Source organism: Sporosarcina beigongshangi, from assembly GCF_033485195.1.
Classification (GTDB): Bacteria; Bacillota; Bacilli; order Bacillales_A; family Planococcaceae; genus Sporosarcina; species Sporosarcina beigongshangi.
In genome coordinates this window covers 78,817-94,314 of record NZ_JAWLIR010000004.1, presented here as the reverse complement: position 1 = coordinate 94,314, position 15,498 = coordinate 78,817, and the positions used below count along the sequence as shown (strand labels likewise).

Sequence of the window (15,498 nt, the reverse complement as noted above, 5' to 3'; positions counted from 1 at the left end):
ATCCTTTTTTCTATAGTATATGCGCCCACAATATGGGTGTTCATTAGAAAATTTTATCCAAAAAAGAAAAGATGTTCATCAGCAATTTACAATTCGCTGATGAACATCGTTGCAAGACCAAGATAAATAATTACACTAATTACATCATTCAATGTTGTGATGAAAGGACCAGAAGCAACAGCAGGGTCAATTTTCATCTTATGCATGAGTAATGGAATGAACGAGCCAGATATTGTTGCGACAAAAATGGATACAAAAATCGCTACCCCCACCAGTAGGCCAATGAGGAATTCATGCTTCCAAACATAAATGAGTCCAACAACAAATATTGCACAAGTTCCTCCTGTCATAAGCCCTGTTCCTGCTTCGCGCAGCAGTAGCTTAAATTTACTTTCATCCTCTACATCACCTGTCGCAATACCGCGTACTGCAACTGCAAGTGCTTGCGTTCCACTATTCCCAGCAGTCCCCGCAATGAGGGGAATAAATGCTGCAAGAAGCGCCACTTTCGAAATCGTTTCTGTAAACAAATCAATCAAATTTGCAGTAAGCATCCCTAGCACAAGCAAAATAATGAGCCATGGCAATCTTTTCTTCATTGCAGAAAAAGAATTTTTGTCAAAGGTATCCATATTGGAAACCCCGGCGAATTTAGCGTAATCATCCGATGCTTCTTCATCAAGAACATCGATAATATCATCGACTGTAATAATCCCCAGTATATGTTGTTGAAAATCAACGACAGGTATCGCAAGGAAATTATAATCCTTAATGGTCCGCGCAACTTCTTCCTGGTCATCGGACACTAGAGCACTGACAACGCGTTCACTCATAATGGAGCTAATTAGCGTATCTTCATGCGCAATAATTAAATCTCGGAGTGACACGACGCCAGTCAATCGATTATCATCATCCACGACAAATACATAGTAGATGGTTTCCGCTTTTGGTGCTTCGTTACGTAAAATAGTCATCGCCGAGCGTACTGTCGAGTTTTGAGGAACCGTGACATATTCCGTCGTCATGATGGAGCCGGCCGTATATTCTTCATAATGGAGCAGTGCTTTAATTTCCGTCGCTGCCATTTTGTTCATTAATGTTAAATAACTAACCGCCTGTGATTTATCGAGTTCCTTCAGGACATCTACCGCGTTATCCACAAACATGTACGAAATCATGTCCGCTGCATACGTCGTGTCCATCTCCTGAAGGAACTGTTTGTATTCATTTTCATCAATTTCGCTTGTCTCAAATATTTCGGCAAGTTCCTTCGGAGATAAATACTGGTACATAGTCTTCCGAAGTTCAATCCCGACTTCCTCATAGAAAATCGCACGGTCATAAGGGTGTAGGAGAAGATACTCATCTCGGAAAGCTTGAATATCTTCTTGAACAAGCGTTTCCAGCAATTTCTCTTTGTTCAAAATTACCTCTTCTTTGTATTCTTCATGTGCATTCATAGCTACACCTTCCTTTCCAGCGTATATTCCTCTAAATAGGGTATTATAATAGCATATATTTCGTATAAAAGGGTGGTAAAAATGATGAAATTCGATATTATTGGAGACATTCATGGCTGCTTTGATGAACTCATTGTTTTAATTCAAAAACTTGGCTATTCAATGAAAAACGATATTCCCGTTCATCCAGACGGAAGACAGCTTGCATTTGTCGGAGATGCAATGGACAGGGGACCCAACTCACTCAAGACTTTGCAGCTATTATTTGATATGCAGGATGCTCACGCCCTCCATTATTCCCCGGGAAATCATTGCAATAAACTCTATAGATTTGTGAAAGGTAGCAATGTGCAAGTCACACATGGACTGGAAACGACCGCGGCTGAAATTAACGCATTATCCAAAGTACAGCGCAAGCAATTTCTTAACAGATACCGCCAATTCTATGAAGCGTTACCCTTATATCAGACCTTAAATGACGGTAAATTACTTATTGCACATGCTGGTATTCCCGAGCGTCTCATAGGCATTCCTTACTCAGAAAAAGTACGTGTTTTTGTATTATATGGCGATATTACAGGAGAAACATTACCGAATGGTAAGCCAGTACGACGTGATTGGGCAAAGCAGTACAACGGACAGGCTTGCATCGTTTACGGCCACACACCCGTCAAGGAGGCCCGCTTCTTGCAGCAGACCGTAAACGTCGATACAGGTTGTGTTTTTGGTGGCAAGCTCACCGCATTACGCTACCCAGAAATGGATGTTGTATCTGTACCCTCACAACAACCGTTTCTTCCTGAAAAGTTTACGGTTTTCGACTAATTTGGTGCATATCCGCTGGCAAATCACTTGTAAATTGCATATCAGTCCCCGTCAGCGGGTGTGTGAAACGAAGCACCGCACAATGTAGCGCTTGACGACCTATCCAGCGCCTCGAGCCACCGTATAAATCGTCACCAGCGAGTGGATAACCTGCCCATTGCAAATGCACACGAATTTGGTGGGTTCGCCCTGTATGTAGCACTAATGCAATCGTTGTGAGTTCATGTCCATCTTTTTCAAAATACTGCTGCACTTCTACGTCTGTCCGAGCGAATTGTCCATTCTCACGCACCATTCTCTCAATGATACTGCCATCTTTTCTACCAATCGGTTGTTCAATTGTGAATCTTTCTTCCTGAACCGAACCTTCTACAATTGCCACATATTGACGATGAAAACCGGAAGCAATCATCTGTTCACTAAGTAAATGATGAATATGTCGATTTTTGGCAATACAAATTAAGCCCGATGTATCTTTGTCTAGACGCGTCACAACGTGTACTGTTGCGGGTAAACCATTACGGACAAACTTTCCAGCGACGAAATTTGCCACTGTGCCTGCTGGATGATCGCGAGAGGGGATTGTACTTTGCCCTGCTGGTTTATTCAAAACAAGCAATGCTTCATCCTCATAAATAATATTAAGTACACCATTTTCTGGCTGTAATCCTTCACTCGGCTGTTCTGGTGGAAAAATAATCGCAACCTCATCCCCAACTTCCAAGGGATGCCTAACATTTTTTTCATTCCCATTGACAGTAATATGACCACCTTCATATTTCGTCGCAGTTAGCGTTCTTTTCGAAATTCCTTTCGAATGAAGAAATTCGCGTAGCAAAATCCCTTCTTCCTCTACGAGAAAAACGAGTCGAAAACGTAAATCTTTACTTAACATATTAAATATCACTATCGATGAAGGAATCATGCACCCGTTTCCAAAACGGAAATTGACGGAACCTAGCAAAGCGTACTTTTTCCTTCGCGACAACATATTCAATCGACTTGACATCTTTATGCAATAACTGCAAATGATCAATCGTTAGCATAAAATCTGGACCTTTCACAGGTTTCAGAATACATTTATGATGGTCGGGTAACACAAGTGGTGCACCAACTGTTCGGAATACACGATTGTTGATAGAAGCCATTTCCGTCAATTGCATAGCCGGAAGCGAAGGGTGGATAATTGCCCCGCCCAATGCCTTATTATATGCAGTAGACCCAGATGGTGTTGACATACATAGACCATCACCTCTAAAGCGTTCAAAATGTTCGCCATTCAGTTCAACGTCGACGACAAGCGTTACTTCAGATGATTTAATCGTCGATTCATTTAACGCCAAATACGTAGCACTTTTTTCTAAATTACGATAATTAATCGTTACCTCGAGCAATGGGTATTCGATGACTTCATATTCAGTACGCGCAATCGAAATCACTAACTTCTCCATTTCTTTCGGTTTCCAGTCTGCGTAAAAACCTAAATGCCCTGTATGAATCCCAACAAAAGCCGTATCCTGCAAACGATGCTGATACTTGTGAAATGCATGTAGCAGCGTCCCATCCCCACCGATGGATAGTACAATTTCAGGCTCATCCTCATCAAATACAAGTCCGAAATCAGTTAAATATCCCTTCGCCTCTTCCATTAGGCGATTCGATAACTCATCATTGCGTGATTGGATTGCAAATTTCAAATTCCTCACCTCTTTCTTCGATCCTTTTCATCATAGCTCCCTGTTTCTTTAAATGCGCTGAAATACTGTTGTGCATCTTGAATCTCATCGCGGATTTGGGACATTTCTTCATCCAATTGAAAGGCTGCCTCGGCTGCTCTTTCAAGTCGTAAACGAATTTCATTCGGCATCTCCCCTTCATATTTATAATTCAAGGAGTGCTCGATGGAAGCCCAAAAATTCATTGCCAATGTGCGGATTTGGATTTCTGCCAAAATCGTTTTCTCCCCATGAATGGTCTGAACAGGATATTTAATAATCATATGGTAAGATCGATAACCACTTGGTTTTTTATGTGAGATATAGTCACGTTCCTCAATGATTTCAAGGTCTTTTCGTTGGCGTAACGTTTCGACAACGGTACCAATATCATCGACAAACTGGCACATCATGCGAAGCCCCGCTATATCAGGTAATTCCGTCGCAAGCTCCGCCGACGGTTCAAAAGGAATCCCTTTTTCAAGTGTTCGATCATAAATACTGGCAAGTGGCTTCACCCGACCTGTCACAAATTCAACAGGTGTATGTATATCTTCCAAGTCATACTGGGCACGTAACCCCTTAAATTTTATCTTCAATTCATCTACCGCTTGCTTATAAGGTTCAAGAAATTGTTTCCATTGCCTCATCTGGACCCCTCCCAGCTGTTAGTCTACATCGTGAAGTATATCGTAGAATGCTTGTTCAACTGCTAAGGAAAATGCTTCCCCATAGTTATCATTTCCCTCAATATTATAAATAAGCATCTTTAGTTCATCTTTGAATCCCTTCAGTGACACAATCTTGTCTTGCCATGCTAATACTGGATCCACATCCAGCTTCAGCACTTCCAGCATAAGCGGCCACACTGGCTGCGTAAAATGGAGTTGCCGGTAGCCTTCTTCAATTTCCAATAAATAGACAAAAGATAAGTTTTCAGAATCAGTTATCATTTTACCCGACGGAATTCCTTGTAGGTCATCAGCCGTTGTAGCCAATAAAAAGCGGACTTCTTCTGCGTCTTGGATTCCGCTATCAATTTGAATTTGTATGCTCACAACTTCGTCTTCCCTTCATATGTCATTACGTTCAGTTTACCATACAGAGGGCGGCCTTGCAGTTTGGAATATGCGTTTTCTTTCGAGTATTGGTATACTGGTTAATAGAGTGCTATTTCGAAAATGACGGCCCTATTAGCAGAAAGGAAAGATCATGATGGATACACGTGCAATCCGTACATTAATGGAGATCAATGCCTTACAATCTTTTGGCTCTGTTCAATCGACTGCAGGACAAAACTCCTCTACTTCTCTATTTCAAATAATGTTAGAAGAGTTAGGAGGCCAATCATCTGTCACCAATTCCTTATCTTCCTTTTCTTCATCACTACTCAGCAATACAAATCAGATAGATAGCTTGCGCTATACAGGCAATAATCGTGTTTTTGAGCCTTCCGCACTAGCAACCATACTTAATTCAACACAGCAGTCGGAGTCTCAAGCCCGCTCAATGGATACTCAGCAATATAGTGACATCGTCAGACAAGCAGCAGAAAAATACGGACTACCTGAAAATTTAATCAACGCTGTCATTAGACAAGAATCGAACTTCAACAATAGCGTCGTCAGTCGCGCTGGTGCTGAAGGACTTATGCAATTAATGCCAGGTACAGCGAAGTTCCTCGGCGTGAAGGATAGTTTTGATCCTGTGCAAAACATTATGGGCGGAGCCAAATATTTAAAACAAATGCTGAATCAGTTCGATGAAAATATTGAATTGGCCCTCGCTGCATATAATGCAGGCCCTGGAAATGTAAAGAAATATGACGGCATTCCACCTTTCAAGGAAACACAGCAATATGTTCAAAAAGTGCTTGATTATGCTAGAGCATGACAGGTTTCCAACTGTAGTGAGATGTGGCTCGGTACGATTTATTTGAGAAAATTACATCGGGTTGGTAGAATATCAGTACAGTCAGAGCAAAGGAGATTGACATAATGATGCGAAAACCTTTGATCCCTTATGAGGAGATCGGTGCTGAAAAGTTGTCGGAACTTATCGACTTATTTTATGCTAAAGTGGCTGTTCATCCAGATCTATACCCTATTTTCCCGGGTGACTGGGCAGAAACAGCACGTAAACAGAAACAATTTCAAACACAATATTTAGGCGGTCCCAATTTATATACAGAAGAACACGGTCATCCAATGATGAAAGCTCGTCATAATCCTTTTCCAATCACACCAGTACGAGCGGAAGCATGGCTTTCTTGCATGGCCCAAGCAATGGACGAAGTCGGACTTGAAGGGAACTTACGGGACATCTATTACAATCGCCTCGCCTTAACTGCGAACCATATGGTGAACAGAAGCGGGGAGGATTATCTGTGAATCGACAAACATTAATGGAAAATTCGGTGATTCCTTCTACATGTACAAGACCCATCGAATTATATGTTTTCATTGATCCTTTGTGCGCGGATAGCTGGTCCCTTCAGCCTGTTCTACGGAAATTGCAACTAGAGTATGATCGTTACTTCACACTGCGAGTTGCTTTGCGTACTTCATTACCAACGATGAATTTACAATGCACAAAAAAACAAGTAGACGATCTAGCTTGTAGCAAAGTACATCCTACTTTCCCAAGTATCGCCGTAAAAGCAGCCGAATTCCAAGGTAAGCGTGCAGGAATGCGCTTCCTGTCCAAATTGTTTGAGTACTCATTTTTAAAATCTCGAAATGTCTCCTCTTTTTCAGTACTCGTTGAAATTGCCGAAAAATTGGAGCTAGACGTAGATGAATTTATCCTAGATTTTTCTTCTAAGAACGTCTTACGCTCCTTACAGGTTGATTTGTATATGGCCAAAGAAATGGAAGTCGATCAACCCGCTACATTCGTATTCTTTAATGGAAATATTGAAGATGAAGGATTGAAAGTAAGCGGCTTGTACAGTTATGATGTGTACGAACAAATTTTAGAGGAATTAATCGGCATGACGATCATGCCCGATATTCCTCCACCACTAGAAGATTTGTTCCGTCGCTTCGATACTCTTACCACAAACGAAATTGCCGATATTTATAGCATTTCGGAAAAGTCAGCCGAACGCGAGCTCAAAAAACGCCTGCTTCAACAACATGTTGAACGACTGTCATTCCAAGACACTACCCTATGGCGCAAAAAACAACACTGATGAACTTATATGAACACTCCATTTACCGGAATCTCACCGGTCGATGGAGTGTTTTTTTAGTAGAGATGACAAGGGGAGGGGTTTCTCTGACAGTTTGTCGGTTTTCTCTTGCAGTTTGTCCGCTTTCTCTTACAGTTCGCTTGTTCACTGACAGTTCATCGAGTTACTCTAACAGTTTGCCGATTTTCTCTTACAGTTTGTCCGCTTTCTCTTAAAGTTCGCTTGTTGACTGACAGTTCAACGAGTTACTCTAACAGTTTGCCGATTTTCTCTTACAGTTTGTCCGCTTTCTCTTACAGTTTGTCTACTTTCCCTTACAAATCGCTCGTTCACTGACAGTTCAACGAGTTACTCTGACAGCTTGCCCGTTTTCTCTTACAGTTTGTCCGCTTTCTCTTACAGTTTGTCTACTTTCCCTTACAACTCGCTCGTTCACTGATAGTTCCACAAGTTACTCTGACAGTTTACTAGTTGTCTCTTACAGTTTACCTACTTTCTCTTACAATTCGCTCGTTCTCCGACAGTTCAACGAGTTACTCTGACAGCTTGCCCGTTTTCTCTTACAGTTTGTCCGCTTTCTCTTACAGTTTGTCTACTTTCCCTTACACTTCGCTCGTTCACTGATAGTTCAACAAGTTACTCTGACAGTTTACTAGTTTTCTCTTACAGTTTACCTACTTTCTCTTACACTTCGCTCGTTCACTGATAGTTCATCTAGTTACTCGGACAGCTTGCAAGTTTTCTCTTACAGTTTGTCTACTTTCCCTTACAAGTCGCTCGTTCACTGATAGTTCATCTAGTTACTCGGACAGCTTGCAAGTTTTCTCTTACAGTTTGTCTACTTTCCCTTACAAGTCGCTCGTTCACTGATAGTTCATCTAGTTACTCGGACAGCTTGCAAGTTTTCTCTTACAGTTTGTCTTCTGTCTCTTACAGTTTGTCGACTTTCTCTTACAATCCGCTCGTTCACTGACAGTTCAACGAGTTACTCTGACAGCTTGCCGGTTTTCTCTTACAGTTTGTCCGCTTTCTCTTACAGTTCGCTTGTTCACTGACAGTTCAACGAGTTACTCTGACAGCTTGCCGGTTTTCTCTTACAGTTTGTCCGCTTTCTCTTACAGTTCGCTTGTTCACTGACAGTTCAACGAGTTACTCTGACAGCTTGCCGGTTTTCTCTTACAGTTTGTCCGCTTTCTCTTACAGTTCGCTTGTTCACTGACAGTTCAACGAGTTACTCTGACAGCTTGCCGGTTTTCTCTTACAGTTTGTCCGCTTTCTCTTACAGTTCGCTTGTTCACTGACAGTTCAACGAGTTACTCTGACAGCTTGCCGGTTTTCTCTTACAGTTTGTCCGCTTTCTCTTACAGTTCGCTTGTTCACTGACAGTTCAACGAGTTACTCTGACAGCTTGCCGGTTTTCTCTTACAGTTTGTCCGCTTTCTCTTACAGTTCGCTTGTTCACTGACAGTTCAACGAGTTACTCTGACAGCTTGCCGGTTTTCTCTTACAGTTTGTCCGCTTTCTCTTACAGTTTGTCTACTTTCTCTTACAATTCGCTCGTTCTCTGACAGTTCAACGAGTTACTCTGACAGCTTGCAAGTTTTCTCTTACAGTTTGTCTACTTTCCCTTACAATTCGCTCGTTCACTGATAGTTCAACAAGTTACTCTGACAGTTTACTAGTTTTCTCTTACAGTTTACCTACTTTCTCTTACAATTCGCTCGTTCACTGATAGTTCATCAAGTTACTCTGACAGCTTGCAAGTTTTCTCTTAGAGTTTGTCTACTTTCTCTTAGAGTTTGTCTACTTTCTCTTACAATCCGCTCGTTCACTGACAGTTCAACGAGTTACTCTGACAGCTTGCCGGTTTTCTCTTACAGTTTGTCCGCTTTCTCTTACAGTTCGCTTGTTCACTGACAGTTCAACGAGTTACTCTGACAGCTTGCCGGTTTTCTCTTACAATTCACTCGTTCACTGATAGTTCATCAAGTTACTCTGACAGCTTGCAAGTTTTCTCTTACAGTTTACCTACTTTCTCTTAAAGTCTATCGTCTTTCTCTAATTGCCTGCCAGATTTCTCACCTAGCACCTTTGCCCGATGTCGATAACGGAGTTTTATTTTTTCCCACACTAAAAAGAACCCTTCTAAAATAATGAAAGGTCCTAAACTTGTTATCGCGGACGATTTATTCGACTATCCGCAATATAAAATGCAGACTTGAATTTACCTTGTTTTATTAGTGTAGATTTTGAAAGTATATAATAGGCTGCATTTCCATCTTTTAAATTCAAAAAACTTCGACATTCCCTGCTAGTCATCGAATTTTTAACAAGCTTAAACCAATCCCGAATTCCATCGTTATAAGGGTCTTCGGCTTTCTTTGAACAACGCTGACAATACCAGGTTTCTCTGTTTTTCTGTTGGAGTTGTCCATGACAATTAGAACATAACAGTCCTTTTCGTAAATCTTCCGGTTGAATATGATAATAGGAACATAAAGGAAACGGATTGAATTGCTGTTGTTCAGCGTGGAGCAACTCTGATAACTCTTCTATTTTACCAATTGTGAGAATTCTTTCAGCCGATCTTAACTTTTGCAGATAGAAAGGAATTTGTTTTTTATAAATGATAGGGAAATCGTTTGGGGTATCTATCACTTTTGTATTTGGATTTGCGAGAACAAGGAGTCCAAGTGTTTTTAAATGAATTCCACGTCGTCGAAGCCATTCATCGAGATTCGACTTATTCGATTCAATTTGATAGACCGGACAATCGAGAACCACTTCGTCGCCGGTTTCAAGTACTTGCACAAGGTGAGGAGGATTGGGTATAAATCGGACTGAATCCTTCAGAGTTTTCACTTCTATAATTAGGACGTATCGCTCCGTAATAATCAAAGTATCAATCTGAAATGTGAATTTTGGGGAATTACACAAATGGACATCCGTAAAGATCTTCATTACCTGTGGAAATTGAGTTCGTTCAATATAAGAATCGACATTGCATTCTCCTGAGTAGCCGGCACCAATTCGATAAAGTTGTTTTTGCAAATACTGGACTTTTCGATGTTCAGGGGGAAGCCGGGCAATCAAACGAGGGATTTCTTGAAGTAAAATAGGTTTTTTTCTGTGAATAGTAGTACTTATGAGATTCATCTCCTTTTAGTAAACTGATAATTCTATTTAATTATACTGAAAAGGATAGAAATTGACAATAGCTGCATGATTTATCTACACCAGATTTATAAATCTTTAAACAAAAAAGAGCATCCAGCTCCTGGGGGGAAGCGAATGCTCTTTTACAAAGGGAATGGGAGAAATGTTCACGTTCAAACAAAAGGGGTGTATGTTTGGTATGTGATCTATTTCACATCCTTACTTTATCACAAAATAATAGTAACAGCAACTTTTCACAATCGATTTCACATGAATGTCACAATTAATTTTTCGAAAGAAGCAATCACTGATAGTTATACAACAGATATCATTACTATATAACAGCCTATTCCAATTTACCAATTACGATCACTAAAATTATTATGAAATAATAAAAAGCCTCCTCATCCACTGAATAGGACAAGGAGGCTAGGCAAACAAAACAGTTTATTTTTTCAAAAGAAGTGATTCTAATTCGTTTAGCTTTTCTTCAAAGACACGACAAGCTTCTTCAATTGGAGCAGCGCTTGTCATGTCGACGCCCGCTTTTTTAAGCACTTCAATCGGATAATCTGAAGAACCTGCCTTCAAGAAGTTATTAATATAACGCTCGACTGCTGGCTCACCTTCCGTCAAAATTTGATTGCTTAGCGCTACTGCCGCACTATAACCTGTCGCATACTGATAGACATAATAATTATAGTAGAAGTGTGGAATTCGCGCCCATTCAAGACCAATTTCCTTATCAACGACAAGATCTTCACCAAAGTATTTTTTATTTAGCGCATAATACTCTTCTGTTAGCTTGTCAGCCGTTAAGGCAACACCTTGCTGATCCAGCTGATGAATCAAATGCTCAAATTCAGCGAACATCGTTTGACGGAAGACCGTCCCACGGAACCCATCCAACCAATAGTTCAGAAGATAAATACGTTTTTGTTCATCGTCAATCGTTTTCAGCAGGTGATCATTCAAAATAGCTTCATTCACAGTCGATGCTACTTCTGCTACGAATATGGAATATCCACTGTAAACGAATGGCTGGCTTTTACGTGAGTAATAGCTGTGGACACTGTGTCCGAATTCATGTGCTAACGTAAACAAGTTGCTGACGTTATCTTGCCAGTTCATTAAAATATATGGATTTGTACCGTAAGCGCCAGAAGAATAGGCACCAGAGCGTTTGCCTTTATTTTCACGAACATCGACCCAACGATTATCCAATCCTTCCTGAACAATCGAAACATAGTCAGCACCAAGCGGATGGAAGCTGGCAAGCATCGTCTGAGCCGCTTCTTCATACGGGATTTTCATATCCACATCTTTGACAAGTGGCGCGTACATATCCCACATATGAAGCTCTTCAAGGCCGAATACTTTTTTACGCAATGCTACATAGCGTTGAAGCAAATGCACGTTTTTATTAATGGTCGATACAAGATTTTCATAAACCTGTTCTGGAATATGATTATTCGACATGGCTGATTGACGTGCTGAGGAATAATTGCGAATACTTGCATTGACGTTATCACGCTTCACATTCCCCGATAATGTCGATGCAAACGTATTTTGAAATTCTCCATATTTGGAGTACGTTGCTTTGAAGGCATCCTCCCGAACACGAGCATCATCACTTTCCAAAAATCGGATATAACGACCGTGTGATAATTCAACTTCTTCACCATTTTCGTCTTTCACTGTCGGAAATGTTAAATCTGCATTATTCAACATGCTAAACGTTTCTGAAGATTTTCCAGTCACCTCTGATAGCTGCGCTAAAAGGGCCTCCTGTTCAGCTGGCAAGACATGTGGCCTCTGTGCATTAATTTCTTCAAATTCTTGTTTATACAGACCCAATCCTTTATGCGATTCAACTAGCCTGTCCAATTGAGCTTCGTCCATCGCCAATAGCTCCGGTAAGAAGAAGGATAGGGCTGTGGACACTTTTACATACAAAGTTTTCACACGGCTATCCATCGCTTGATAGAAGCTGTTTGTCGTATCTTGGTCGGACTTCAAATGTGCATACGTATAAAGACGGCGCAATCTTTCCGATAACGTATCACGGTAAGTGAGAGCAGCATAGAGCGCATCTGCTCCATTATGCAGCGTCCCTTTAAAACTTGCTGCTTTGTTGGAAAATTCCTCGACTTCTGTGTAGGCTTTTTCCCATGCCTCATCTGATGCAAAAATATCCTCTAAACGCCAAGTTTCCTCCACCATTACCTCGTCACGTGTCAATACTTTGTTGTTCGTTTCTGCTGACATCTTTATTCCCCCTTCTCCCGTTACTTCGGGAAGCGAATCAGTTCTATTTTCTCAATTTTCATACCGCTTTGCAAGCAATCTTTCAGAAAATAGCCTAAAAATAATCATTTCATCAATAACTTGGTGATTTTGAAAGGACTCAATGCCTTCTGCGATTAGAAAATCGCGATATACTTGGCACGCTTTCTCTTTACCCATAGTTGGAATTTCCATTCTATTTATAAAGTGTCGAATGTGGCCATCCGTCAACTCCTTGAAACTCATCCCTTTACGTCTCATATAGTAAATGAGACTCAATTGCCACTCACAATCATGTTCACGAAACGACTCGCTATGAGCAACTGGGAGCCCAACCCACTGTGGAAGATTTGTTGGGTGCATACGCATTTCATAACACATTCTTAAAAAAGGGTCATTTACACCTCTTCTGCTCAATAAAATACGAGATTGCAAAAATTCATTGCGCATTGCCAAATAGATAGATATATATTGTTTAAGCTCTTCTTTAGTTGGTGTTTTTGGCCTTGCAAAAGGAAATACTTGCTTGTCTACTGATAACGAACGATGGATACCAATATATCGTTTACCAGCAACATGAACAAGATTAGAAAAATAATAGAAGCGTTCTTTTTGGGGTTTATATGTGAGTAATGTATAGCCTTCAGGGTGTACGTGGGTAAAAAAACTTTCGTGGTACTTGGAAAAATGAAACAGGCCGACACCGTAAGCGAATCCAGTGAATTTTGTTGGGGTATGCAAAATCCAAATCGGCTTCATGCCAATACTTCGATAACCATTAGATCTCGACTCCATTTCCGAGATAGGAATCGTACTACATTGAAACTCGATAGGTATCGTACCAGATTTTGTAATCACGAGAATGTCGGGGCGCTGTGATAACATACGCAAAAAAGGTTCGAGTTCTACATGCTTTTCCCGTTTTTTTAACAATCCATACAGTTGTTGTTTTCCCATTAAATGCTCCGGCGTTTCCCCTTCTGAAAAAGTAGCCGAACAGGCTGTATCTTTTTTATGGGCAAAATGCGGAATGACGATGTCACCTACCTTTAATTTAACGGGTGCATTGCATTGGGGACATAAGAATGTACGTGAGTTTCGCCATTTTCTTAACTGATCCCTTGTTAACTCTGGCGTTAGAATAAGTAATTCTCCATTTTTCGATTTTGCTGTTAGTATGTTAATCTCCTCCCTTTGCCCAATTTTACAAATATTCCGATTTAATTGCAAGAAAAAAACAGCTATCCTACACCTAGATAGCTGCTTGTTTGTTATTTCGTTCCAAAATAATGTTGAATGGTAGTAAATACGTCAGAATTCATGACGACTTTACCGTATTCCTTGAGTCGATGGATTGTTAGATTAGATGGCATTCCAAATTCAGATACGACACTGTATAAATCTGTTTTACGCCCTTCATCCATCGTTTCATCCTCATATGCCACATGCAAATAGTAGTGATCATCATATGAATAGAGTGAAGTCTCAACGCTATAACTACTCATCCGTTCAGCGAGTGGAATGATGTCATCAAATTCTTTGAAGACAAATACATTGTCGAGCCATTCTAATGTACCACCACTCATATCCGGCATGACTTCTTCCTCTTCGCCGAATATTTCACTTTCATGTGGAAACATTTTTCTTGGATCAGCCATTCCGAAAGGTGAGTCTAACGCTTCGCCATCATCGGACATCTGCGCTCGAGTTACTGTCACTTCGATTCCACCGCTCATCGCATGGACCTGGATCCACAGTGGTCCCTCAATTTCGAACTCAGATTCGTCATTGATTTCGTCCATCATTTCCCAGAAAAGTTCCTCACTTTTGTCGCGATTATACCAAACTTCTTCTCGCGTAAAACCGCGTTCTTCAATGTCAATATATGATAGAAAAAATTTAACTGTATTTTCGTTAATGCGCTCTATTTCCATTTCTTATTCTCTCCCTTCCTATCACTTACGCCTCTGCGTAATTGCGTTGGGATTTTGAAGTGTGCACAGCACAATTAACTCTCCTCAAAATCCCTAACATCCTCCGGAGGCTTAACCTGAATCAGCAAAAGAAATTGCTGATTCAAGTTAAACAGGATCTGACCGTCCCCTTCAATCAATGTTCGTAAAAATCCTGCAATGCTTATACTTAATATATGACCATCCTGCCAAATTTGAAAGGGTTCTGCCTCAGGATGAATAATTTTGATAGTAATAGCATTGTAGAAAACATCCTCCGGGAAAGCAAGAGAAATCATTTACGCCCGGCGAAATTGCTTCCAGATTTTGAATCGAGCTTGAGCCCTTCAGGAATGAGGGATTAAAATCTGTAACATTCGCCAGAGGCTTTATGTTTATTCAGCTCGTGTTAAATCGTCCGCTGAATAAAAATAAAAAAGCTGACGGGTTTACGGCATTTTTCAATGTCAGTTCCCATCAGCTTTCACTATTGTCGGATTAGTTTACCATGCGCCGCGCTTCAAGCAGCTGATAGGCTCTAACTTTTCTCGGTAGGAAACGACGAATCTCATCTTCATTATATCCTACCTGTAATCTTTTTTCATCGAGAATGATTGGTCTTCTCAATAAGCCAGGATGTTCTTGGATTAACTCATATAGACGTTGTAGCGGTAAGCTTTCTACATCTACATTAAGCTTTTGGAAAATCTTCGAACGCGTTGAAATAATCTCATCTGTTCCATCTTCTGTCATGCGAAGAATTTCTTTTATCTCGTCAATATTCAAAGGTTCCGAAAAAATATTTCGTTCTGTATACGGAATATCATGTTCCTCCAACCATGCTTTGGCTTTTCTACATGATGTACAGCTTGGAGATGTAAATAATGTAACCATCATATGCTGACACTTCC

At 40.6% G+C, this 15,498-nt stretch carries 14 protein-coding genes; 4 read left to right on the top strand and 10 right to left on the bottom strand.

Features of this window, described 5'->3' with window-relative positions; translation table 11 throughout:
* Positions 1–86: 86 nt before the first annotated feature.
* The gene (mgtE, locus tag R2B77_RS02785) at positions 87–1,460 is read right to left on the bottom strand and encodes a magnesium transporter (protein ID WP_203246017.1); all 1,374 of its coding nucleotides are present in this window, start codon (positions 1,458–1,460) and stop codon (positions 87–89) included.
* A gap of 84 nt (positions 1,461–1,544) precedes the next feature.
* On the opposite strand from mgtE, the gene prpE reads away from it, so the two are divergent.
* Positions 1,545–2,285 carry a bis(5'-nucleosyl)-tetraphosphatase PrpE gene (gene prpE / locus R2B77_RS02780; protein ID WP_203246016.1) on the top strand — a complete coding sequence of 247 codons (741 nt, stop codon included), beginning with the start codon at positions 1,545–1,547 and terminating at the stop codon, positions 2,283–2,285.
* Here prpE and R2B77_RS02775 read toward each other — a convergent pair.
* Genes R2B77_RS02775 through R2B77_RS02760 form a run of 4 tightly spaced genes read right to left on the bottom strand, consistent with a single transcriptional unit; the run spans position 2,269 to position 5,058 of the window.
* A complete protein-coding gene (locus tag R2B77_RS02775; protein WP_203246015.1) occupies positions 2,269–3,180 on the bottom strand; it encodes an RluA family pseudouridine synthase in 912 nt (303 codons plus the stop codon). The genes prpE and R2B77_RS02775 overlap by 17 nt on opposite strands.
* Before the next feature lies 1 nt (position 3,181).
* On the bottom strand, positions 3,182–3,982 hold the full coding sequence (locus tag R2B77_RS02770; protein ID WP_203246014.1) for an NAD kinase: 801 nt from the start codon (positions 3,980–3,982) through the stop codon (positions 3,182–3,184).
* Positions 3,983–3,987: 5 nt separating this feature from the next.
* Positions 3,988–4,650: a GTP pyrophosphokinase gene (locus R2B77_RS02765; protein ID WP_203246013.1), complete on the bottom strand. Its 663-nt coding sequence runs from the start codon at positions 4,648–4,650 to the stop codon at positions 3,988–3,990.
* A gap of 18 nt (positions 4,651–4,668) precedes the next feature.
* Positions 4,669–5,058 (bottom strand): UPF0738 family protein, encoded by a 390-nt coding sequence (locus tag R2B77_RS02760; protein WP_203246012.1) that lies wholly within the window; start codon positions 5,056–5,058, stop codon positions 4,669–4,671.
* A 157-nt stretch (positions 5,059–5,215) separates the two neighbouring features.
* Between R2B77_RS02760 and R2B77_RS02755 the strand changes: the two genes are divergently transcribed.
* The 3 genes from R2B77_RS02755 (at position 5,216) to R2B77_RS02745 (ending at position 7,193) form a co-directional block, all read left to right on the top strand.
* Entirely contained in the window at positions 5,216–5,893 is a 678-nt protein-coding gene (locus R2B77_RS02755) for a lytic transglycosylase domain-containing protein (RefSeq protein WP_212391060.1), read from the top strand.
* 104 nt (positions 5,894–5,997) lie between these two features.
* Positions 5,998–6,390 (top strand): globin domain-containing protein, encoded by a 393-nt coding sequence (locus R2B77_RS02750; protein ID WP_212391058.1) that lies wholly within the window; start codon positions 5,998–6,000, stop codon positions 6,388–6,390.
* The gene (locus R2B77_RS02745) at positions 6,387–7,193 is read left to right on the top strand and encodes a DsbA family protein (RefSeq protein ID WP_203246011.1); all 807 of its coding nucleotides are present in this window, start codon (positions 6,387–6,389) and stop codon (positions 7,191–7,193) included. The genes R2B77_RS02750 and R2B77_RS02745 overlap by 4 nt, the downstream gene beginning before the upstream one ends.
* Positions 7,194–9,365: 2,172 nt before the next feature.
* Here R2B77_RS02745 and R2B77_RS02740 read toward each other — a convergent pair.
* From R2B77_RS02740 to spxA, 5 genes are all read right to left on the bottom strand, one after another.
* Complete coding sequence (locus R2B77_RS02740; protein ID WP_203246010.1) at positions 9,366–10,244, bottom strand: nuclease-related domain-containing protein; 879 nt, start codon at positions 10,242–10,244, stop codon at positions 9,366–9,368.
* A 552-nt stretch (positions 10,245–10,796) separates the two neighbouring features.
* Entirely contained in the window at positions 10,797–12,617 is a 1,821-nt protein-coding gene (pepF, locus tag R2B77_RS02735) for an oligoendopeptidase F (protein WP_203246009.1), read from the bottom strand.
* Between the two features lie 51 nt (positions 12,618–12,668).
* The gene (locus tag R2B77_RS02730) at positions 12,669–13,865 is read right to left on the bottom strand and encodes a competence protein CoiA (RefSeq protein WP_203246008.1); all 1,197 of its coding nucleotides are present in this window, start codon (positions 13,863–13,865) and stop codon (positions 12,669–12,671) included.
* A gap of 41 nt (positions 13,866–13,906) precedes the next feature.
* Entirely contained in the window at positions 13,907–14,569 is a 663-nt protein-coding gene (gene mecA / locus R2B77_RS02725; protein ID WP_203246007.1) for an adaptor protein MecA, read from the bottom strand.
* Positions 14,570–15,085: 516 nt separating this feature from the next.
* Positions 15,086–15,481, bottom strand: coding sequence for a transcriptional regulator SpxA (spxA, locus tag R2B77_RS02720; protein WP_203246566.1), 396 nt, complete (start codon positions 15,479–15,481; stop codon positions 15,086–15,088).
* Positions 15,482–15,498: the final 17 nt, after the last annotated feature.